Here is a 21864-nt window from a genome sequence, read left to right as displayed (position 1 = left end):
TGCTGTGTTACTCTGCCGCTTCGGCGTAATCCTCCATTGGCGGGCAGGTGCAAATCAGATTCCGATCGCCAAAAACATTGTCCACGCGGTTGACCGGCGCCCAATATTTATCGACGCGGAAGGCCCCGGGGGGGAAGCATCCTTGCTCGCGGCCATAGGGCCGGTCCCATGCCCCGACGAGATCCTCGACCGTATGCGGCGCGTGTTTGAGCGGGTTGGAGGCGCGGTCGCAGCGCCCCTCTTCGATATCGGCAATCTCGGCGCGGATCGCCAGCATCGCATCGCAAAACCGGTCCAGCTCGGCCTTGGTCTCGCTTTCGGTCGGCTCGATCATCAACGTGCCAGCCACCGGCCAACTCATGGTCGGGGCGTGAAATCCGCAATCGATCAAACGCTTGGCGATGTCCTCAACGGTCACGCCTGCGCTGTCTTCAAACGGGCGCGTGTCGATGATGCATTCATGCGCGACGCGGCCTTTGCCGCCGCGATACAGCACCTCATATGCCCCCTGCAAACGGGCCGCGATATAATTCGCATTCAGGATCGCCACGCGGGTCGCTTGCGCCAACCCTTCGCCACCCATCATCAAACAATAAGCCCAAGAAATTGGCAGGATCGAAGGAGAGCCAAAAGGCGCCGCCGATACCGGCCCCGCTGCGCCATTTCCACGCGCCGGATGCGACGGCAAATAGGCCTCCAGATGCGATTTCACGCCAATCGGTCCCATGCCGGGACCGCCGCCGCCGTGAGGAATGCAGAAGGTCTTGTGCAGGTTCAAATGGCTGACATCGCCGCCCAAATCACCGGGCCGCGAAATACCAACCATGGCGTTCATATTGGCCCCATCAATGTAAACCTGCCCGCCGTTTTCATGGGTGATCGCACAAACCTGCTGAACCGTTTCCTCGAACACCCCATGGGTCGAGGGATAGGTGATCATGCAGGCGGCGAGCGTGTCTTTATGCGCCTCGGCCTTGGCGCGGAAATCGACCACATCAATATCGCCGTTTTCTGCGGTTTTCACCGGCACGACTTTCCATCCCACCATCTGCGCCGATGCGGGGTTCGTGCCATGCGCCGACATTGGAATGAGGCAGGTATTGCGGTGCCCCTCGCCCTTGGCCTCCAGATAGGCAGAAATGGTCAAAAGCCCCGCATATTCGCCCTGTGCGCCGGAGTTTGGTTGCATCGACAATGCATCATATCCGGTGATCTCGCACAGTTTCGCCGAAAGATCATGGATCATCTCGAGATACCCTGCCGCCTGATCATCGGGGACAAACGGATGCAAAAGCGCAAATTCATCCCATGTCACCGGCATCATTTCGGCGGCGGAATTGAGCTTCATGGTGCAAGAGCCAAGCGGGATCATCGCGCGGTCCAATGCCAAATCGCGGTCCGCCAAACGGCGCATATAGCGCATCATCTCGGTTTCGGCGCGGTTCATATGGAAGATTGGATGGGTGAGATACGCCGAGGTGCGGATCAGGTTTTCAGGCAACCGATAGCGCGCGGTAAAATCATCATCCTTGCGCGTGATGCCAAAGGCGCGCCAGACGGCCTCGATGGTTTCGGGGCGGGCACGTTCATCCAGCGATATGCCGACACGCGTCTCGCCAACGGCGCGCAGATTGATCCCCTCGTCCACCGCCGATTTCATCACCGCCGATTGCAATGGCCCGACCTCGACCGTGATCGTATCAAAGAAGGTTTCGGGGACGACTTGGAACCCCGCCTCGGTCAGGCCGCGCGCCAGACGCTCGGTCTTACGATGCACCCTTTGCGCGATCGCCTTAAGGCCCTCAGGCCCATGAAATACCGCATACATCGACGCCATCACCGCCAACAAAGCCTGCGCCGTGCAGACATTCGAGGTCGCCTTTTCGCGGCGGATATGTTGTTCTCGGGTTTGCAGCGACAGCCGGTAGGCACGGTTGCCGCGCGCATCGATCGACACGCCGACAATACGGCCCGGCATGTTGCGTTTATAGGCATCGCGCGTCGCCATAAACGCCGCATGCGGACCGCCATATCCCATCGGCACACCAAAGCGTTGCGCCGATCCAACGGCAATATCCGCCCCCATCGCCGCAGGTTCTTTCAAAAGGGTCAGCGCCAGCGGATCACAGATCACAATGCCAAGCGCCTTGGCGGCATGCAGGGCCTCCATCTGCGGGGTAAAATCAGTCAGCTCGCCAAAGGTGCCGGGGTATTGGAAGATCGCGCCGAACACGGCCGCAGCGTCCAAATCTTCGGGCGCGCCGATGATGACCTCGATGCCGAGCGGTTTGGCCCGTGTCTGCATCACCGCAATGTTTTGCGGATGACAATTTTCATCGATGAAAAACGCAATAGCTTTGGATTTCGACACCCGCTGCGCCATGGTCATCGCTTCGGCGGCGGCGGTTGCCTCGTCCAGCAGCGAGGCATTGGCGACCTCCAATCCGGTGAGATCGGAAATCATCGTCTGGAAGTTCAAAAGCGCCTCCAAACGGCCTTGGGAAATCTCCGGCTGATAGGGCGTATAGGCCGTATACCATGCCGGATTTTCCAAGATGTTGCGTTGGATCGCCGGCGGCGTGATCGCGCCATAATACCCCTGCCCGATCAGCGAAGTCAGAACCTTGTTCTTCTTCGACACGCGGCGCATATGGAACAGCAATTCACTTTCCGACTTCGGTTTGCCGAAATCCAATGCCTGTGCCGCGCGAATACCTTCGGGTACGGTTTGTTCGATCAATGCGTCCAGATCCGGCACCTCAAGCAGCGCCAACATCTGCGCCATTTCCGCAGGGCTGGGGCCGATATGGCGGCGGTTGGCGAAATCATAAGGCAGGTAGTCGGTGGGCGTGAAGGTCATGGCAGTGTCCTCGCGTTCAAACGCAGTGGCAAACGATGTTGATAAGCCGTCCGGCAGGCGGGCGCAGCATCCCCCGCCGGACGTTCAAAGGCTCCGTGACGGGGCCGTATTCGGGGCGGAGGCCGCATTCGGGGGGAACCCCATGGTTGCAAAAGTGACCGCAAGAGTGGCCGCAATACGCCGCATCGCCAAAAAGATCAGCCGACCATTTTATTATAGGCGGCTTCGTCCATGTAATCGTCCATCTGCGATGCGTCGGAGGCCTTGATTTTCACAAACCACGCATCCCCCATCGGATCGTCGTTCACCTTGCCCGGGTCCTCGACCAAAGCCTCGTTGACCTCGACAATTTCACCATCAATCGGCGCAAGGATATCAGAGGCCGCCTTGACGCTTTCGATCACTACGATCTCGTCGTCTTTTGTCACGGTGGTCCCGACATCAGGCAATTCGACAAAGACCACATCGCCCAATTGGGTGCTGGCGTGTTCTGTGATTCCAACCACGATCACATCGTCTTCCTCGCGCAACCATTCATGCTCTTCGGTGAATTTCATATCTCTCTCCTCAAGATGCGGACGCGCCGCGGTGTCAGGTATCTAAATCGGGTTATCGTTTGAAGTTCGCAGGAACGAAGGGCAATTTCGCCACCGCTACAGGCATGCGTTTGCCGCGCAGTTCGCCGTAAACAACGGTGCCAATCTTCGCGGCATTTTCGGGCAGATATCCCATTGCCACGGGGCCACCGACCGAGGGGCCGAACCCGCCAGAGGTCACGCGGCCAACCGGATCGGCGTCCGTCTCGGTCAGGAACAACAACACCCCCTCGCGCATCGGGGCGCGGCCTTCGGGCAAGAGGCCGACACGGCGCATCGGAGCGCCGCTTTGCAGCTCCGGCAAAACAACATCTGCGCCCGCAAAGCCGCCCGCGCGATCCCCGCCCGCACGCCGGACCTTTTGGATCGCCCAAGTCAGTCCCGCCGATGCCGGTGTTACGTCGCCGTCCATGTCATGCCCGTAAAGGCACAGCCCCGCTTCAAGCCGCAAACTGTCGCGCGCGCCAAGGCCGATTGCCTCGACCCGCGCGTCCTCTAACAATCGCTGCGCGAAGGCTTCGCTTTCTTCCGCGCCGACGGAAATCTCATAGCCGTCCTCGCCGGTGTAACCCGACCGCGACACCCAAAGGGGCCCGTAAGCCGAGGGGAAGATAGCCACATCCATGAATGTCATCGCGGCGGCTTCGGGCACGATTTGCGCAAATACGGCTTCGGCCTGCGGACCCTGCAACGCGATCAAGGCCCGCGATTGCACCTCTTCGACGGTGACCCCTTGCGGCTCGAGCGCGCTGCGCATCAATGCGATATCCGCGCCCTTGCAAGCCGCATTCACCACCATGAACACCTCTTCGCCGCGCCGCGCCAACATCAAATCATCTTCGATCCCGCCACGATCATTCAAGAAAAATCCATAGCGTTGCCGCCCGTCCGCAAGGCCCAGAATATCGACCGGAATGAGCGTTTCCAACGCGCCCGCAACGTGGGCGTAATCCGTCCCGCGCAGGATCACCTGCCCCATATGACTGACGTCAAAAAGCCCCGCCGCCGCGCGGCAATGCAGATGTTCCTTCATCACGCCAAGAGGATATTGCACCGGCATTTCATAGCCGGCAAAAGGCACCATTTTGGCACCAAGCGACAGGTGCAAGTCAACAAGCGGGGTGTGCAGTAGGTCGGTCACTGGCCATCCTTTTCTCACCGCCGCGGCCTTTTGAAAAAGCACGCGCAGGCATCAATTTCGCGCTTTTGGCCGGATCAATCCGGCCGCCGCGCCCTGATGCCCCCTCTGTCCTTGCGCCTGAGATCGTTATCCCTTCGGCGGGCGCATGCGGCGCCTCTCTCCAGAGTTTTGCGTCGTGATCGGTCCTTGGGCCTGAGAGTTTCCGGGGCGGTTGCTCCTTCGGCATCGCAGATGCGATTCTCCCGATCTGCATCTGTGCTAGAGGTGAAACCGCCCTCACGCAAGAAAAACGATGCCTGAAACCGCCGCATATTGACGCAAAACCGCCGCGTGCCGCTATATCTGCTGGTTGAATGGGCAATCGGCGCAGCTTGTGCGCCCTCAGGCCGGTTGCAATACCGCCGCAAAATCAACCGCAGTGCAGCGCCTCAACTTAAGGGGCCGGCGATGCGCCGCCGCACTCCAGTGGCACCATAATCTTCATCAGTGCCGTGTTACCGCACACCAGATCGTCAAGCGTCACCCCGTCAAGATGTGCATAAAATGCCTCTGCCGCCGCTGCGACCGCGTCTTTCAAACGGCAGGCATCGGTCAGCGGGCACGAATTATCAATATCAGCAAAACACTCCGCGATCGGCACGTGATGCTCCAGATCACGGAAGATCGCGCCAATACTGATCTCGTCCATCGGGTGGGCCAAGGTGATGCCGCCGCACCGGCCCCGCTGGGTTTTAAGATATTGAAGCTGTCCCAGCCGATTGATCACCTGCGCAAGGTGATTTTCCGAGGTGTTGCAGACCTGTGCCACTTCGGATTTCGTCACCAGACGCCCGGCATTCGCCCCGCAATACATCAAAACCCGGATCGCGATATTGCTTCGTTTTGTGATACGCATGAAATCCTCACCCCCACTACCATACTGTAACTTGGGCAAGAAGCGCCGCAAAAGACTTGATATGGATCAAGCTTGCCCCAAGAAAATAACTACCAGATGCATGTTTTACGGTTTGGCGCCTGCCTGCTCGGCGCAAATCATGTCATCGCATTGCCCCCCTTCGCGCATAGCAAGCACTCAAACGCACCGAAGAGGCTGGCCAATCGCCGCGACAGAGCTACTGTGGAGTTAACCCGCAGGCCGGTGAGCCCGCACACCCCCAACCAAAGGTCTTTCCTTGCTCGACAGCCACCTCCTCTCAAAACCTCTTTTGATCGCACGCCGCTTGCTGCGCCGCCTTTGGGTGCGCGTGTCGGGCATGGCGGTTCTGGCCCTGGTGACCGCGCTCGCGACGCTGTTGCTCGAAGGCTATATTCCCGTGAAGGTATCCGAGCGGTTCAAACCCGAGACCGTCATGCCGGTGCTCACCATTCTTGCGTCGGGGATGCTTGCGGTATCGACATTTTCGCTCAATGTGATGGTCTCGGCCCACCGCGCAGCCTCGGCGCAGGCCACGCCGCGCGCGCAACGGCTCTTGCTCGAAGATACCACCACGCAAACGGTTTTGGCCACCTTCATCGGTGCATTCGTCTACGCACTTTCGGCCATCATCCTGTTCAAATCCCACGCCTATGCCGACGGCGCGACGGTGATCGTTTTGGGCGTCACGGTGTTTGTCGTGGTTTTGGTCATCCTTGCGATACTGCGGTGGATCGAACACCTCAGCGGGCTCGGCAGCATTGACGCCACCCTGCGCAGCGTCGAGGACGCGGCCAAAACCAGCCTGTTTCAATTCGCCAAAACCCCTAATTTTCGCGCCTCTGCCTTGTCTGACGACACGATTTTGCCCGACGGGGCCGTGCCGCTTTTGGCCAGTTCCTGTGGCCATTTGCAATTCATCGATCTGCCCCGGCTCAACGCCTGCATTACGGATGAAAGCGGCCGCGCGGGGCAGGTTTACCTGCGTCAGCGCCCCGGCGCCTTTGTGCTAGACGGGATGCCGATTGCCGATGTCGCCGGATTGACACCCGCGCAAATCGAAGCGGTCGGGGCCTGTTTTGTCATCGGTGACACGCGCACCTTTGAACAGGATGCCAGCTTTGGCCTCAAGGTCATCGGCGAGGTTGCTTCGCGGGCGCTTTCGCCGGGGATCAATGACCCGGGTACAGCCATCGATGTGATCGGACGGGCTGAACGGCTGCTGTGGAATTGGGCGCATAAATGCACCGAAGAGGACGTCCCGCAGGACATCATCTATCCGACGATTTTCGTGCCCGAACTGCAGGCCAGTGAATTGCTTCACTGTGCATTTGCCGCAGTTTCCCGCGACGGCGCGGGCCAAATCGAAGTGGCATTGCGGCTACAAGAGGCGCTGTCAAACTTGTCCAAATCGCCTTTGGACGCCTTGACCGATGCCGCCAAAACCCAAAGTCGCAAAGCGCAAGCTTATGCCGATGCCGCCCTGCCGATCGATGCGGATCGCGACACGCTCCGCCGCGCTATCGAGGTCTGCGCATTGTCTCATAACCAAAAGCCCCACGACGCGGACGGGGGTTAGGACGGCGACCCCATAGCGATGGCCACATAAAAGGTTGGGCCGGGATTACTCCTTGGCGCGGATCACTTGCAACAATGGCAAAACCGCCGACATATCCGGCCCGTGCGCCTGTCCGGTCAATGCTTTGCGCAGCGGCATAAACAACCCGCGGCCCTTGCGGCCTGTGGCCTCTTTCACGGCTTTGGTCCATGCGCCCCAACTGTCGCCATCATATGGCCCGTCGGGCAAGAGCGTCATCGCCTGCGCGACAAACTCTTTGTCTTCGTCGTCGATCACCGGATCGGCACCGTCGCGAAACAGGCTCCACCAACCGGCCAGATCCCCCAGCGTGGTGATATTGGCGCGGGTGACCTCCCAAAACTGCGGTGCCAGATCATCGGGCACGCCCAGTGCGGCGATCTCGCCCGCAACGGCTTCAAGCGGTTGTTGGCTGAGGTATTTCGCGGTCAACGGAAAGAGGTCCTGTTCGTCAAACTTGGTCGGTGCCGATCCGAAATGCGACAACTCGAAACCGTCGATCAATTCGGCCATATCGCGGCGCAACTCAACCGGATCGGAGGACCCCAAACGCGCCATCAGAGACAGCAAAGCCATCGGATGCACGCCGGCCGCGCGCAAATCACGTAGGGCCAATGTGCCAAGACGTTTGGACAGTGCCTCGCCCTGCGGCCCTGTCAAAAGCGAATGATGCGCAAAGGACGGCACCGTGCCCCCCAAGGCTTTGATGATCTGGATTTGCGTGGCGGTGTTAGTGACATGATCCGATCCGCGCACAACATGGGTAATGCCGAAATCCACGTCATCACAAACACTTGCAAGCGTATAAAGAAATTGCCCGTCGCCGCGGATCAGCACCGGATCGGAGACAGACGCCGCATCAATCGACAGATCGCCCAAGATACCATCGGTCCATTCAATGCGTTCCAGATCCAGTTTGAACCGCCAATGGCCGTTGCCGCGTTCGGCACGCAGCGCATCCTTTTCCGCATCGCTCAACGTCAGAGCCGCACGGTCATAGACCGGCGGTTTGCCCATGTTGAGTTGCTTTTTGCGCTTAAGATCCAATTCCACCGGCGTCTCGAAACACTCGTAAAACCGGCCCTTGTCGCGCAATTCCTGCGCGGCCTGTTCATACCGCTCCAACCGATCGGATTGCTTTTCAATCCGGTCCCATGTCAGCCCCAGCCATTCCAAATCCTCTTGGATGCCATCGGCATATTCCTGTTTGGACCGCTCCGGATCGGTATCATCAAGGCGCAAAATAAACTGCCCGCCGGATTTGCGTGCAATCAGATAGTTAAAGAGCGCAGTGCGCAGGTTCCCAACGTGGATGTAACCGGTGGGCGACGGGGCGAAACGGGTGGTGGTCATGACAAACTCCTGTTGTCTGCCCCATGTCACAGGCGGGCGAATTTGTCCAGATAGGGGCGGGGTGCCTTAAACAGCGCCGCGCCCGCTCACCTTTACGTGAAGTCCCGAAGAGACAGTTTGATTGCACATGCTGCCACCCTATTTTGTCGGGAGGTAAGTAACGGGCTGCGGCATAATGCCGGATCAAATGCCCGATATCAGGGAGACTGCCATGACCGAGACATCGGAACCCAAGACCGCAACTGCAACCCACCCCATGACCATGAGCCGCCGCGCCGCCCTTTTGGGCGCTGCGAGCCTGCCTTTGGCAGCGGCATTCAAACCGTCCGTCGCCAGCGCGGCCGCCGAAATGATGGGAACCAGCATCGCGCCATATACCCGCTTCAAGCTCGGAGATTTCGAAGTCACCACCTTGCTTGCCGGAACCAACACCGTGCCGGATCCGCACAAAATCTTTGGCTTGAACGCATCGGATGAAGAGTTCGCCGCCGCGTCAAAAGCCGCGATGATCCCCACCGATGTGGCGCAATTTTTCTTCACACCGACTTTGGTCAACACCGGATCGGAATTGGTCCTCTTCGACACCGGCACCCACCCCGCCGGCATCGTGAATGCCCTGGAGGCCGCCGGCTACGGCACAGAGCAGGTCGATAAAGTCGTGATCACCCACATGCACGGTGATCACATTGGCGGGCTGATGGGCGAAGGCGGCGAAACCTTTGCCAATGCCTCCTATGTGGCCGGGCAAGTCGAATTCGATCATTGGGCCAAAGCCGGCGACGACATGTTCGAAGCCAAAGTCCGCCCCCTCGCCGAGAAGATGACCTTCATCGGGGAAGGCGGCGCGCCGGCCTCGGGCATCACCGGCATGGAGGCATTCGGCCACACCCCCGGCCATATGGCCTTCATGCTCGACAGCGGCGGGCAGCAAATGTTGCTCGGGGCGGATTTTGCCAACCACTATGTATGGTCTCTCGCCTACCCCGATTGGGAAGTGCATTTTGACATGGATAAATCCGCCGCTGCGGCAACCCGCCGCCGGGTTCTGGACATGCTGGCAACCACCGGCACGCCCTTTGTCGGCTATCACATGCCCTTCCCTGCGACCGGTTATGTCGAAACGCGCAACGACGGGTTCCATTACGTGCCATCATCCTACCAACTGTTGATGGACCGCTAAACGTGACGAGGCCGCCGGTGGTTTTACCGGCGGCCTCGCATCACATGTGACCAATATTGCACCGCACTGGCGGGCGTGTATAGGCGCCCTAACCGTTGTCGCGCCAGCGATTGGCGATTGGATACCGACGGTCGAGCCAGAAGCTGCGCTTTGACAAACGCGGCCCCGGAGCCGATTGGAAACGTTTATATTCCGAAATATAGAGCAAATGCTCGACCCGTTTGACATCCTCGCGGGTGTATCCGGCGGCAATGCAGTCTTGGACCGAAGCTTCGCGATCCACCAGCATATCCAAAATCCCGTCCAAAACCGGATAATCGGGCAAGCTGTCGCTGTCCTTTTGATCGTCCCGCAGTTCCGCAGAGGGCGGTTTGGTGATCACATTGGCAGGGATCATTTCGCCCGCCGGGGCCATCATCCATTCGGGACGATGATGCGCGTTGCGCCAACGGCAAATATCAAAAACGCGGGTTTTATAAAGATCTTTGATCGGGTTGTAACCGCCTGACATATCTCCGTAAATCGTCGCATACCCGACCGCGACTTCGGATTTATTGCCCGTGGTCAACAACATTTCGCCAAACTTGTTGCTCAATGCCATAAGCAGCAGACCACGCAGGCGCGATTGAATGTTCTCTTCGGTGGTGTCGGGTGTGGTGCCTTCGAACAAGGGGGCCAACGTCTCGGTGATCGCCGCGCGCCCCTCTTTGATCGGCACATAATCATAGCGGCAGCCCAAAGCCTTGGCCACGGCTTCGGCATCATCAAGCGAGGCCTGCGAAGTATATTCAGACGGCAACATCACGCAACGCACATTGTCCGGCCCAATCGCATCGGCAGCGATCGTCGCAACGATCGCGCTGTCGATGCCGCCGGACAGGCCAAGCAGCACCTTTTTGAACCCGGTCTTGCCCATATAATCGCGCAAGGCCTCGACAACACAGCGATAATCTTGCTCCATCGCGTCGGGATGGGCGGTAAAATCGCCGTCTTCGGCGCGCCAACCATCCTCGGTGCGGGCGAAATCCACATGGCTGATCACCGCATCAAACACCGGCAATTGCACCACGGGTTTGCCATGCGGGTTCAATACAAAGGTGCCGCCGTCGAACACTTGGTCATCTTGGCCGCCAACCATGTTGAGATAGACAAGCGGCAAACCGGTTTCGACCACCCGCGCCACCATATGATTAAGGCGGGTTTCGAATTTGTTGCGGTAATAAGGCGAACCATTGGGCACGAGCAGGATCTCGGCCCCGGTCTCGGCCAAGGTCTCGCAAACATCCTCGTGCCACGCATCCTCGCAAATCGGTGCGCCGATCCGCACGCCGTTGACGACAAACGGCCCCGTCACATCCCCATGTTCGAACAAACGTTCCTCATCGAACACCGTCTCATTGGGCAGGTGATGTTTGAGAACCCGCGCCGTGACCGTGCCGCCGTGCAGGATGTAATACGCATTATAAAGCCCGCGCCCCTCGACCCACGGACCGCCAATGCCCATTGCCGGACCATCCGCGCAGGCCACTGCCAAGGCTTCGATTTCGGCAATCGCCGCCTGATGAAAAACCGGTTTCATGACCAAATCCTGAGTTTGGTATCCGGTGATGAACATCTCTGGCAGCGCCACCAAATCCGCCCCTGCGGTTTTGGCCTCTTCCCATGCGGCGCGCGCTTTTGCGGCATTGCCGGAAAGATCGCCCACCGTGGGGTTCAGCTGTGCAAGGGTCAGGCGAAAGCGGTCGGCCATGGGGTCAATCCTATCAAGGTGTCTTGTCCCTGATGTATCAGATCGACGCGCGAGGAAAAGCGCAATTGCCCCCGCGCCCCGCGCTGGCATCGCCGCAAACCGGAGGCCCGATCAGTGATCCACCGCCCATCGCCCCCGCGCCGCGCGTTAACCAGTTGCCCCGCCACCGCGAGGGCGTTAGATTTCAAACAGGTTTAACAGCCGCCATTCTCGTCTGGAGATTCCATGAACACCGCTCTGAAAACATTGTCCTTTTGCATTCTGACTGCCGCAGGAGCCAGCCTTGTCACCGCGCCGGTCATGGCCCAAGACGGTGAGGTGCAAACCAAACAATATGATGATGGCGGGGTCTATGAGGGCACGTTCAAGAACGGGCTGCAACATGGCACCGGCACCTACCGCCTGCCCAATGGCTATGAATACGCCGGTGATTGGGAGATGGGCGAAATTCGCGGCCAAGGCACGGCGCGGTTTCCCAACGGGTCGGTTTACGTCGGTGAATTTGCCAAGGGCAAACCCGAAGGCACCGGCAAAATCGTCTTTTCCGATGGTGGCACCTATGAGGGAACATGGGAAGACGGCAAGATCATGGGCACCGGCATCGCGGTCTATGCCAATGGCGTGCGTTACGAAGGCGGCTTTCTCAACGCCATGCACCATGGCAAAGGCAAAATGCAAAGCCCCGGCGGCTATATCTATGATGGCGATTGGATTGAGGGTGTCAAACAGGGCACCGGCGCGATCACCTACCCAGACGGCACCCTCTACGAGGGGGACATCGCGAATGGCGCGCGCGAAGGTCTCGGCAAATTGACCATCCCTGACGGGCTTGTCTATGAAGGCGAATGGAAGGGTGGCCAAATCAACGGCAGCGGCACACTGACCCAAGCCAATGGCGATGTCTACAAAGGCACGCTGGTCCAAGGCCGCCGCCAAGGCAACGGCACCGTCATCTACGCCAATGGCGACACATATGAGGGTGAGTTCGCCGACGACAAACGTCAGGGGAAGGGCACCTTTACCGGCGCGGACGGATATCAATACATTGGCGATTGGGTTGCGGGCCGAATCGAAGGCCAAGGCCAAGTCACCTACCCCGACGGTTCTGTTTATGTCGGGCAATTCCGCGATGATCTGGCCGATGGGACCGGCAAAATCACCTATGCAGACGGCTCGACCTATGAGGGCGATTGGAAAGAGGGGATCATTGAGGGCACCGGCCGCGCCGAATACCCCAATGGCCTTGTCTATGAAGGTGAATTCCACAACGCGCAAAACCACGGCCAAGGCGTGATGACCTATGCCGATGGCTATCGCTATGAAGGCGAATGGGAAAATGGCCAACGCCACGGCAGCGGCCGCGCCACCTACCCCGACGGCACCGTTTACGAGGGTGAATTTGCAGGGGGCCAACGCCACGGTATCGGCACGATCAAAATGGCAGATGGCTTTAGCTATAAAGGTGAATGGGACGCCGGAGAGATCAGCGGCACCGGCGTTGCCACATATGCCAATGGCGACATCTACGAGGGCCATTTCCGCGCCGGAAAACGCCAAGGCAGCGGCACCATGCGCTATGCCAGCGGTCAGGAAGCCAGCGGCGATTGGAACAACGGCGCATTGGAAAGCGATACAGATGCGGCGGCGGCCCCTGCCCCCGCTGCCCCTGTAGACACCGCCCCTACAGAAACCACGCCGACAGATACCGCCACGGATGATGCCCCGCCCGCCGAATAGCGACGGCTAACAACGGCATAATCTCTGCGGCGGCGGATCGGGGCGGCGCATATGTGACCGCCTTGTCGCGCGCGGCACTGGCACTGGGGCGCAGCCCGGTATGACCCTCAAAACCGCCGCCAATTTCCCATCAATATCCACCACAGCAAAATTCGCGCTTTTCATTTACCCGCTGCGATGTATAAATCGCGGTATGAAGATTTCAGGCCATATCATGACCGCACCGCGCACATGCGCCGATGCCACCGCACGCCACCCGCGCGCGGCGATTGCCCTGCGTCTGCTGCTAAGCCGCCTCTGAGCGTGCCCTTTCGGCGCGACCGCTCAGAGGATGTGCCTTTCGCGCCAAAAGCTTAGCAGACATAGAAAAGAGATCCCAAAATGACCGATACAACCAAACAAGACCGCGTCTTAATTTTTGACACGACACTTCGCGACGGCGAGCAAAGCCCCGGCGCAACCATGACCCACGCCGAAAAGCTCGAGATCGCAGGATTGCTCGACGAAATGGGCGTCGACATCATCGAGGCCGGGTTCCCCATTGCCTCCGAGGGTGATTTCAAAGCTGTCTCCGAGATTGCGATGAATTCGAAAAACTCGGTGATTTGCGGCCTTGCCCGCGCCAGTTTTGCCGATATTGATCGTTGCATGGAGGCCGTGAAACACGCCGCGCAACCACGCATCCATACGTTCATCGGCACCTCGCCTTTGCACCGCGCTATTCCGAACCTCAATATGGACGAGATGGCCGAACGGATCCATGAAACCGTGACCCACGCGCGCAACCTGTGTGACAATGTGCAATGGTCGCCGATGGATGCCACACGCACCGAGGAAGATTACCTCTGCCGCGTGGTGGAAATCGCCATCAAGGCCGGTGCCACGACGATCAACATTCCCGACACCGTTGGCTACACCGCCCCGCGCGAAAGCGCCGCGTTGATCCGTATGCTTTTGAACCGCGTGCCCGGCGCCGATGAGGTCATTTTTTCCACCCATTGCCACAATGATTTGGGCATGGCGACGGCCAACTCTCTTGCCGCTGTCGACGCAGGGGCGCGGCAGGTCGAATGCACCATCAATGGCCTTGGCGAACGCGCGGGCAACACCGCCCTCGAAGAGGTGGTCATGGCGCTCAAGGTGCGCAACGATATCATGCCCTACCGAACCGACATCGACACGACAAAGATCATGAATATCTCACGCCGTGTCGCCACCGTTTCGGGCTTTGCTGTGCAGTTCAATAAAGCCGTCGTCGGCAAGAACGCCTTTGCCCATGAAAGCGGTATCCATCAGGACGGCATGTTGAAAAACGCCGAAACCTTCGAGATCATGCGCCCGCAGGATGTTGGCCTTGCCGGTACCTCCTTGCCGCTTGGCAAACACTCGGGACGCGCGGCTTTGCGGGCCAAAATGGGCGACCTCGGTTTTGATCTCGCCGACAACCAACTCAAAGACGTGTTTGTGCGGTTCAAGGAACTCGCCGACCGCAAGAAAGAGGTCTATGATGACGACCTCGTTGCGCTCATGCGGGCCGGTGACGACCCCGAAAACGACCGTATTCAGGTCAAACGCCTGCGCGTCGTATGCGGCACCGAGGGGCCACAAACCGCCGAACTCACCTTGATGATTGACGGTGCCGAAGCCTCGACCGAAGCCACCGGCGACGGCCCCGTGGACGCGGCCTTCAACGCGGTCAAGGCGCTTTTCCCGCACGGCGCGCGCCTGCAACTTTACCAAGTGCACGCCGTCACCGAAGGCACCGATGCGCAGGCAACGGTTTCTGTGCGGATGGAAGAGGACGGGCGCATCGTGACGGGGCAATCCGCCGATACCGATACGGTTGTCGCATCGGTGCGCGCCTATGTGCATGCGCTCAACCGCTTGTTGGTGCGGCGTGAAAAATCCGCGCCGGGCGAGGATCGCCGCGAAGTGTCCTACACCGATCCGTCCTGAAACCCGGCACGATGACTAAGATAAAGTCCGGCCCCGCGCCGGACTTTATTGCTTTGGGCGGCGGACATGTCGCATCGCCAACCCCGTCTTCTCAACTTCAAAATTGATATTACCCACAGAATTTCCAAATTGAATTTACAATTTCGAACATTTACTCAGGAGAGCGTCGAGAACATCTCACTCAACCGAGCCGCTTCGACATCGAGCCCGTAAGGCGCGTTGACAATGAACATGCCCGATCCGATCATCCCATGCCCCTGCCGCGCCGGAGGGAAGCGCACTTCGTGGCGCAGCACATTTGGCAAATCCATGCCCTCGAGCACCGCCAGCATCTCTTGATGCGCACCGCTGGTCAGGATTGGATACCAAAGCGCAATCACACCGACATTCCATTTGCGGTGCAGCTTGCCAATGAATGACGGAAGCGTTTGATATTCCGATTTAATTTCATAACTCGGATCAATCAAAATCATCCCGCGTCGCGGCATCGGCGGGCAGATTGCCATCGCATGCGCCAATCCATCGGCCTTGCTGCATTTCGCCCCATAGGGCGACATGACATATTCCAGCGCCGCATACTCCTGCGGGTGCAGCTCCGCGAAATGTAAGCTGTCTTGATCGCGCAACGTCTCGGCAGCCAAAACCGGCGATCCGGCATAGGCATCCTCGCCATGCACCTGCGCCACCCGCGCCAACGCCCGCGTATAAGGGTGCTCTGCCGTGAACCAGCCCTTGTCACGCACCATCGCGATTCCCGCTGCCGCCTCGCCGGTTTTCAAGGCCTCGTCAGAGGATAAATCATAAAGCCCGCGCCCCGCGTGGGTTTCGATATAGCTCAGCGGCTTGTCTTTCCGCGTCATATAGCCAAGCGCAGAGCACAACAGCGCATGTTTTTGCACATCGGCCAGATTGCCAGCATGATAAATATGTTGGTATGACAGCATCTTGCGCCTCGCTCCTCATTTATCAATATATATGGCGGTTCGCGGCGTTTTTGGCAATCATCGCTGCGCAGGAAGACGCCCCGGATACCGGCGAAACCCCGCCGCCGCGCCCATTAACGGCCCTTTCACAAAGCGAACCATCGCCCTATAAAGACAACGGCCTGCACCGGTGACGAGTCGCAGGCCGTTTTCTATGCTCCTACGAGGCCGCCGCGCATGTCGATGTTCAATAAACTGCCCAGTCTGTTCTCTGCCGATATGGCGATTGACCTCGGCACCGCCAACACGTTGGTCTACGTCAAAGGTAAAGGCGTGGTTTTGGCCGAACCCTCGGTCGTCGCCTATCACGTCAAAGACGGCGTGAAAAAGGTTTTGGCCGTCGGCGAGGATGCGAAATTGATGCTGGGCCGCACGCCCGGTTCGATCGAGGCCATCCGCCCGATGCGCGACGGGGTCATCGCCGATTTTGACACCGCCGAAGAGATGATCAAACATTTCATCCGCAAGGTGCACAAACGCTCGACCTTTTCCAAACCCAAAATCATCGTCTGTGTCCCCCATGGTGCGACGCCGGTCGAGAAACGTGCGATCCGGCAATCGGTTCTTTCGGCGGGCGCGCGACGCGCCGGATTAATCGCCGAACCCATCGCCGCAGCGATTGGCGCCGGCATGCCGATCACCGACCCCACCGGCAATATGGTTGTGGATATTGGCGGCGGCACCACAGAGGTTGCGGTTCTGTCCTTAGGCGATATCGTCTATGCGCGTTCGGTGCGCGTCGGCGGCGACCGTATGGATGAGGCAATCATCAACTATCTACGCCGTCAGCAAAATCTGCTTGTGGGCGAATCCACCGCCGAGCGGATCAAGACCTCTATCGGCACGGCGCGCATGCCCGACGACGGACGCGGCACATCGATGCAAATTCGCGGTCGTGACCTGCTCAATGGTGTGCCCAAGGAAACCGAAGTCACCCAAGCGCAGATCGCCGAAGCTCTGGCCGAACCCGTGCAACAGATATGCGAAGCCGTGATGACCGCGCTTGAGGCGACACCGCCCGATCTGGCCGCAGACATTGTTGATCGCGGCGTGATGCTGACCGGTGGCGGCGCCTTGCTTGGCGATCTTGACCTGGCTCTGCGCGAGCAAACCGGATTGGCCGTTTCCATCGCCAACGAGAGCCTGAACTGTGTGGCGCTCGGCACCGGCAAGGCGCTTGAGTTCGAGAAGCAGCTGCGCCACGCGATTGACTACGACAGTTAAGCCGCCCACCCTGAGGGGCAGCCACGCAAACATGTAACCACAAGAGGTCCATGCCCCATGGCACGGGATCGCAGCCAAGGCGAAGAATATACCGGCCCGCTCAAGCGCATGCTTGTCGGGCTGCTCTTGTTATTCCTCATGGCGATTTTTCTCGTCTGGCGGATCGACAGTCCGCGCGTGGAACGATTTCGTGCACAGGTCGTCGATCGGGTAATGCCAAGCTTTGAATGGGCGATGGCACCGGTCAACGGCACCGTGAATCTGTTGCGTAATTTTCAAAGCTATCAACGTATCGTCGAACAAAACGGCGAATTGCGCCGCGAGTTACAACAGATGAAGGCGTGGAAAGATGCCGCTTTGCAATTGGAACAGGAAAACGCGCGGCTGCTTGATTTGAACAACGTGCGGCTTGATCCACAATTGACCTATGTCACCGGCGTTGTTATGGCCGACAGCGGCTCGCCGTTCCGGCAATCGGTGCTGCTCAACGTGGGCGCGCGCGACGGGATCATCGACGGATGGGCGGCGATGGATGGATTGGGCCTTGTCGGGCGGATTTCTGGCGTCGGGGAAAGCACCGCGCGGGTGATCCTCTTGACCGACACCTCCAGCCGCGTACCGGTGACAATCCAACCCTCGGGACAACACGGGTTAATCGGCGGCGACAACACGGCGGCCCCGCCTTTGACATTTTTAGAAGACGCGGACCTTGTGCGCCCCGGCGACCGCGTGGTGACATCCGGCGATGGCGGGGTGTTTCCGGCCGGTTTGTTGATCGGGCAGGTCGCCAAAGATCCGGGCGGGCGGCTGCGCGTGCGGCTGGCTGCCGATTATGGCCGGCTCGAATTCCTGCGTGTGCTGCGCAACCATGGTGCCGAAAGGATCACCGACCCCGGCGGCGCCGTCACCAGCGGCCCCCCGGTGCCCGCCACACCAGAGGGCCCCGCCGATGGGTGAGCATCCTCTATGGCGGCTATGGTCGATGCGCGCCATGTATCTGGCGCTGTGTATCTTTTTGATATTTTTCAATCTTATGCCGCTTGAAACCCTACCGCGCGCATGGGCAGGTCCGGATTTACTGGCCGCATTCACCTGTGCCTGGGTGCTGCGCAGGCCGGAATATGTGCCGGTTCTGGCGGTCGCAAGCATCGCATTGCTGGCGGATTTTCTGTACCAACGCCCGCCCGGATTATGGGCGGCGCTGATGGTTCTGATCACCGAAGGACTACGGGCACGGGCCATATCCTTGCGCGATCAAAGCTTTATTGTGGAATGGATCACCGTGACATCGGGTTTGATCATACTCGCTCTGTCTTACCGCATCATTTTGGCCATGCTCTTGGTGGACCAAGCGCCGCTCGGCCTGAGTTTGATCCAATTGATCATGACGCTGGCCTGCTACCCGATCGCGGTTTTAATCACGATCACGCTATTCCGCGTGCGGCGGCCTTCGCTCGCCGAGGTAAACGCGTTAGGACAACGCCTATGAAGCGCAGCCCCCGAGATAGTCTTGAAACCACGCGCAAGATGACGCGGCGCGGGTTGATTCTGGGCGGGGCTCAGGCTGGTTTCATGGGCCTTCTGGCGCTGCGGATGCGGCACCTTCAGGTAGAAGAGGCTGATAAATTCCGCCTGCTGGCCGAAGAAAACCGCATCAAGGTCAGCCTGATCCCCCCATCGCGCGGGCAGATTTTCGACCGCAATGGCCGGATCGTGGCCGAAAACGCCCCGTCTTACCGCATCACTATGGTCCGCGAAGACGCAGGAGACGTCGAAGCCGTGATCGGGCGGTTGATGAAGTTGATCGAACTGGACCCTGACGAGATGGCCCGCGCCTTGGATGAGTTGAACACTCTGCGCGGCGACACCCAAGTCACCGTGGCGGATCGGGTATCGCGCGAAGCCATGTCGCGCGTTGCGGTCAATGCCCCCGCCCTGCCCGGTGTGACCCCCGAAGTGGGCCTGTCACGGCATTATCCCTTGGGCAGCGATTTGGCCCATGTGGTCGGCTATGTCGGCCCGGTCAGCGATTATGACCTCTCCAAGATCGACAACCCCGATCAATTGCTGCTCACCCCGCGGTTCCAGATCGGCAAAATCGGTCTCGAGGCAAAACACGAAGAAGACCTGCGCGGCAAGGCTGGCATCAAACAGGTCGAGGTCAATGCCGCCGGCCGCGAGATGCGCGAACTGGACCGCGAAGAGGGCCGCGCCGGTCAGGATTTCCAGATCACTGTCGATCACATGTTGCAAAACTACGTTCAGGCGCGGCTTGGCCAGGAAAGCGCAGCCGCCGTCGTGATCGATTGCGAAAGCGGTGATCTTTTGGCCATCGCCTCCGCGCCCAGCTTTGATCCGAACCTGTTTGTCCGCGGCATTTCGACGACCGATTATCGCGCCTTGACCGAAAACCAATTCCGCCCGCTCGCGACCAAATCGGTGCAGGGGCTTTACCCCCCCGGCTCGACCTTCAAAATGGTGGCGGCTCTGGCCGGGCTTGAGGCCGGTATCATTACCCCGCTCGATACCCATTATTGCGGCGGGTATACGGAGGTCGCAGGGCACAGGTTCCATTGCTGGAAACGTGCCGGGCATGGTCATGTAAACCTTGCTTCTTCCCTGCGCGAAAGCTGTGATGTCTATTATTACAACCTCGCGCTGGAGGTCGGAATCGAAAAAATCTCGGCCATGGCGATGCGGCTTGGGATTGGGCAAAAATTCGATATCCCCATGAGCGCCGTCGCCACCGGACGCGCCCCTACAAAGGCGTGGAAACAAAAAAGCTTTGGCAAGGACTGGGTGATCGGCGATAGCGTCAATGCCTCGATCGGGCAGGGCTTCGTGCTTGCCTCGCCCTTGCAATTGGCGGTGATGAGCGCGCGCATCGCCACGGGGCGGGCGTTGGTTCCGCGTTTGGTGAAATCCATCGACGGGGTGGAGCAACCGTCGGGGGCGGGTGAGAGTCTGGGATTGAACGAGAACCACCTGCGCCATGTGCGCAAGGCAATGTTCGACGTTTCCAACAACCGTCGCGGCACTGCCTATGGCAGCCGTATCACCGCCGCAGGCATGCAAATGGCCGGCAAAACAGGCACCAGCCAAGTGCGCAATATTACCGCCGCCGAACGCCGCGCCGGCGTGCGCTCCAACCGTGATTTACCCTGGGAGCGGCGCGACCACGCCCTGTTCGTGGATTTCGCGCCCTACGACAATCCCAAGGTCGCCGTGGCGGTCGTGGTCGAACATGGCGGCGGCGGATCAACGACAGCCGCACCCATCGCCCGCGACATCACGCTGCAAGCGCTCTATGGCGAAGATCCGCCCCTTTCGGCCTATCCGGCCAAGGATCGCGCCCGCATCGCAGCACAGCAAAAGCGTCTGCGCCAAGCCCGCCCCGCATCGGACCGTGACGGGAATGGCCGCGCATGAGTTATCTTGAGTATTCGGTCAAATCCGCGCCGACGGGATTGCGTAAGTTCCTATACTTCAATTGGCCTTTGACCCTCTTGCTCATCGCGGTGGCAAGCACCGGTTTTCTAATGCTCTATTCCGTCGCAGGTGGCGGGTTCGATCCATGGTCGGCGGCGCAAATGAAGCGCTTTGGCCTTGGGTTGGTATTGATGTTCATCATCGGCATGGTGCCTGCGTGGTTCTGGCGCAACACTGCAGGGGTGGCCTATTTGATCGCGCTGGTTCTGCTCGTCGCGGTGGAGCTTTTCGGCACTGTCGGCATGGGGGCCCAACGGTGGATCGATCTGGGTTTCATGCGATTGCAGCCCTCCGAATTGATGAAAATCACCCTCGTGATGCTGCTCGCCTCCTATTATGACTGGCTGCCCGCAAAACGTGTTTCGCATCCGGTTTGGGTCTTTGTGCCGGTTCTGATCATCCTTGTGCCGACGGTTTTGGTGCTCAAACAACCCGATCTCGGCACTGCGCTTTTGCTGATCGCTTCCGGCGGTGTGGTGATGTTTATTGCCGGCGTGCATTGGTCCTATTTCGCGGCCGTGATCGCCACCGGAGTGGGCCTCGTCACCGCCGTGTTCAAGTCGCGCGGCACCGGCTGGCAACTGTTAAAAGACTATCAATACAAGCGAATAGACACGTTTCTTGATCCATCCTCGGATCCTCTGGGTGCGGGGTATCACATCACCCAATCCAAAATTGCATTGGGCTCCGGTGGATGGACGGGACGCGGATTCATGCAAGGCACGCAAAGCCGGCTCAACTTCCTGCCCGAGAAACATACCGATTTTATTTTCACCACGCTGGCAGAGGAATTCGGATTTATCGGTGGGGTGACCTTACTGGGGCTTTATGCGTTGATCCTCGTGTTTTGCTTTGTCTCGGCGATGTCAAACAAGGACCGGTTTTCATCCTTGATGACCTTTGGCCTCGCCTCGACGTTTTTCTTTTTCTTCGCGGTGAATATGTCGATGGTCATGGGGCTTGCCCCCGTCGTGGGCGTTCCGCTGCCCTTGGTCAGCTATGGCGGTTCGGCGATGCTGGTGCTGATGGTCGGCTTTGGCTTAATCCAAAGCGCCCATGTCCATCGCCCCCGTTAAGCCCAGCGC

16 protein-coding genes and 1 riboswitch are annotated in these 21864 nt (G+C 59.2%); of the genes, 9 read left to right on the top strand and 7 right to left on the bottom strand.

The annotated features are described in order from the left end of the window. Nucleotides 1-7 precede the first annotated feature (7 nt). The 4 genes from gcvP to DI396_RS07350 form a co-directional block, all read right to left on the bottom strand. The gene (gene gcvP / locus DI396_RS07365) at nt 8-2860 is read right to left on the bottom strand and encodes an aminomethyl-transferring glycine dehydrogenase (RefSeq protein WP_110795552.1); all 2853 of its coding nucleotides are present in this window, start codon (nt 2858-2860) and stop codon (nt 8-10) included. 197 nt (nt 2861-3057) lie between these two features. Further along, nucleotides 3058-3417: a glycine cleavage system protein GcvH gene (gene gcvH / locus DI396_RS07360; RefSeq protein WP_110795551.1), complete on the bottom strand. Its 360-nt coding sequence runs from the start codon at nt 3415-3417 to the stop codon at nt 3058-3060. A 52-nt stretch (nt 3418-3469) separates the two neighbouring features. Next, complete coding sequence (gcvT, locus tag DI396_RS07355; RefSeq protein WP_110795779.1) at nt 3470-4597, bottom strand: glycine cleavage system aminomethyltransferase GcvT; 1128 nt, start codon at nt 4595-4597, stop codon at nt 3470-3472. A gap of 170 nt (nt 4598-4767) precedes the next feature. After that, nucleotides 4768-4852, bottom strand: a riboswitch (glycine riboswitch). A gap of 178 nt (nt 4853-5030) precedes the next feature. Further along, nucleotides 5031-5492: an RrF2 family transcriptional regulator gene (locus tag DI396_RS07350; RefSeq protein ID WP_110795550.1), complete on the bottom strand. Its 462-nt coding sequence runs from the start codon at nt 5490-5492 to the stop codon at nt 5031-5033. Nucleotides 5493-5769: 277 nt separating this feature from the next. On the opposite strand from DI396_RS07350, the gene DI396_RS07345 reads away from it, so the two are divergent. Beyond that, a complete protein-coding gene (locus DI396_RS07345) occupies nt 5770-7089 on the top strand; it encodes a DUF2254 domain-containing protein (RefSeq protein ID WP_110795549.1) in 1320 nt (439 codons plus the stop codon). Between the two features lie 45 nt (nt 7090-7134). On the opposite strand, the gene gltX is transcribed toward DI396_RS07345, so the two are convergent. Continuing rightward, nucleotides 7135-8460: a glutamate--tRNA ligase gene (gene gltX, locus DI396_RS07340; protein WP_110795548.1), complete on the bottom strand. Its 1326-nt coding sequence runs from the start codon at nt 8458-8460 to the stop codon at nt 7135-7137. 256 nt (nt 8461-8716) lie between these two features. Between gltX and DI396_RS07335 the strand changes: the two genes are divergently transcribed. Further along, the gene (locus DI396_RS07335) at nt 8717-9640 is read left to right on the top strand and encodes an MBL fold metallo-hydrolase (protein ID WP_110795778.1); all 924 of its coding nucleotides are present in this window, start codon (nt 8717-8719) and stop codon (nt 9638-9640) included. An 88-nt stretch (nt 9641-9728) separates the two neighbouring features. Here the strand turns inward: DI396_RS07335 and DI396_RS07330 are convergent, their stop codons facing one another. After that, the gene (locus DI396_RS07330; protein ID WP_110795547.1) at nt 9729-11390 is read right to left on the bottom strand and encodes an NAD+ synthase; all 1662 of its coding nucleotides are present in this window, start codon (nt 11388-11390) and stop codon (nt 9729-9731) included. Between the two features lie 225 nt (nt 11391-11615). Between DI396_RS07330 and DI396_RS07320 the strand changes: the two genes are divergently transcribed. Both DI396_RS07320 and DI396_RS07310 read left to right on the top strand, forming a co-directional pair. Continuing rightward, nucleotides 11616-13127 (top strand): MORN repeat-containing protein, encoded by a 1512-nt coding sequence (locus DI396_RS07320; protein WP_110795545.1) that lies wholly within the window; start codon nt 11616-11618, stop codon nt 13125-13127. A 381-nt stretch (nt 13128-13508) separates the two neighbouring features. Beyond that, the gene (locus tag DI396_RS07310) at nt 13509-15083 is read left to right on the top strand and encodes a 2-isopropylmalate synthase (protein ID WP_110795543.1); all 1575 of its coding nucleotides are present in this window, start codon (nt 13509-13511) and stop codon (nt 15081-15083) included. Nucleotides 15084-15238: 155 nt separating this feature from the next. Here DI396_RS07310 and DI396_RS07305 read toward each other — a convergent pair whose 3' ends face one another. After that, the gene (locus tag DI396_RS07305) at nt 15239-16027 is read right to left on the bottom strand and encodes a 23S rRNA (adenine(2030)-N(6))-methyltransferase RlmJ (RefSeq protein ID WP_110795542.1); all 789 of its coding nucleotides are present in this window, start codon (nt 16025-16027) and stop codon (nt 15239-15241) included. A 216-nt stretch (nt 16028-16243) separates the two neighbouring features. Between DI396_RS07305 and DI396_RS07300 the strand changes: the two genes are divergently transcribed. The 5 genes from DI396_RS07300 to rodA are packed head-to-tail and all read left to right on the top strand — an operon-like array spanning nt 16244 to nt 21855. After that, on the top strand, nt 16244-17290 hold the full coding sequence (locus DI396_RS07300; protein WP_110795541.1) for a rod shape-determining protein: 1047 nt from the start codon (nt 16244-16246) through the stop codon (nt 17288-17290). Between the two features lie 57 nt (nt 17291-17347). Then, nucleotides 17348-18247: a rod shape-determining protein MreC gene (gene mreC, locus DI396_RS07295; RefSeq protein WP_110795540.1), complete on the top strand. Its 900-nt coding sequence runs from the start codon at nt 17348-17350 to the stop codon at nt 18245-18247. Next, a complete protein-coding gene (locus tag DI396_RS07290; RefSeq protein ID WP_204362812.1) occupies nt 18240-18779 on the top strand; it encodes a rod shape-determining protein MreD in 540 nt (179 codons plus the stop codon). Before mreC ends, DI396_RS07290 begins: the two co-directional genes overlap by 8 nt. Further along, nucleotides 18776-20719, top strand: coding sequence for a penicillin-binding protein 2 (mrdA, locus tag DI396_RS07285; protein ID WP_110795538.1), 1944 nt, complete (start codon nt 18776-18778; stop codon nt 20717-20719). The genes DI396_RS07290 and mrdA overlap by 4 nt, the downstream gene beginning before the upstream one ends. Then, nucleotides 20716-21855, top strand: coding sequence for a rod shape-determining protein RodA (rodA, locus tag DI396_RS07280; protein ID WP_110795537.1), 1140 nt, complete (start codon nt 20716-20718; stop codon nt 21853-21855). Before mrdA ends, rodA begins: the two co-directional genes overlap by 4 nt. Nucleotides 21856-21864: the final 9 nt, after the last annotated feature.

The sequence above is a fragment of the Litorivita pollutaquae genome, assembly GCF_003205515.1.
Lineage (GTDB): Bacteria > Pseudomonadota > Alphaproteobacteria > Rhodobacterales > Rhodobacteraceae > Litorivita > Litorivita pollutaquae.
Note: the sequence above shows the minus strand (reverse complement) of the source record. Positions and strands in the feature narration are given on the sequence as shown.

Bases quoted from the DNA above. Each gene is read 5' to 3' on its own strand.
- DI396_RS07290 (WP_204362812.1), top strand. From the start codon at position 18,240: ATGGGTGAGCATCCTCTATGGCGGCTATGGTCGATGCGCGCCATGTAT.
- DI396_RS07310 (WP_110795543.1), top strand. From the start codon at position 13,509: ATGACCGATACAACCAAACAAGACCGCGTCTTAATTTTTGACACGACA.
- mreC (WP_110795540.1), top strand. From the start codon at position 17,348: ATGGCACGGGATCGCAGCCAAGGCGAAGAATATACCGGCCCGCTCAAG.
- mrdA (WP_110795538.1), top strand. From the start codon at position 18,776: ATGAAGCGCAGCCCCCGAGATAGTCTTGAAACCACGCGCAAGATGACG.
- gltX (WP_110795548.1), bottom strand. From the start codon at position 8,460: ATGACCACCACCCGTTTCGCCCCGTCGCCCACCGGTTACATCCACGTT.
- gcvP (WP_110795552.1), bottom strand. From the start codon at position 2,860: ATGACCTTCACGCCCACCGACTACCTGCCTTATGATTTCGCCAACCGC.
- DI396_RS07335 (WP_110795778.1), top strand. From the start codon at position 8,717: ATGACCATGAGCCGCCGCGCCGCCCTTTTGGGCGCTGCGAGCCTGCCT.
- DI396_RS07320 (WP_110795545.1), top strand. From the start codon at position 11,616: ATGAACACCGCTCTGAAAACATTGTCCTTTTGCATTCTGACTGCCGCA.
- rodA (WP_110795537.1), top strand. From the start codon at position 20,716: ATGAGTTATCTTGAGTATTCGGTCAAATCCGCGCCGACGGGATTGCGT.
- gcvH (WP_110795551.1), bottom strand. From the start codon at position 3,417: ATGAAATTCACCGAAGAGCATGAATGGTTGCGCGAGGAAGACGATGTG.
- DI396_RS07330 (WP_110795547.1), bottom strand. From the start codon at position 11,390: ATGGCCGACCGCTTTCGCCTGACCCTTGCACAGCTGAACCCCACGGTG.
- DI396_RS07350 (WP_110795550.1), bottom strand. From the start codon at position 5,492: ATGCGTATCACAAAACGAAGCAATATCGCGATCCGGGTTTTGATGTAT.
- DI396_RS07305 (WP_110795542.1), bottom strand. From the start codon at position 16,027: ATGCTGTCATACCAACATATTTATCATGCTGGCAATCTGGCCGATGTG.
- DI396_RS07300 (WP_110795541.1), top strand. From the start codon at position 16,244: ATGTCGATGTTCAATAAACTGCCCAGTCTGTTCTCTGCCGATATGGCG.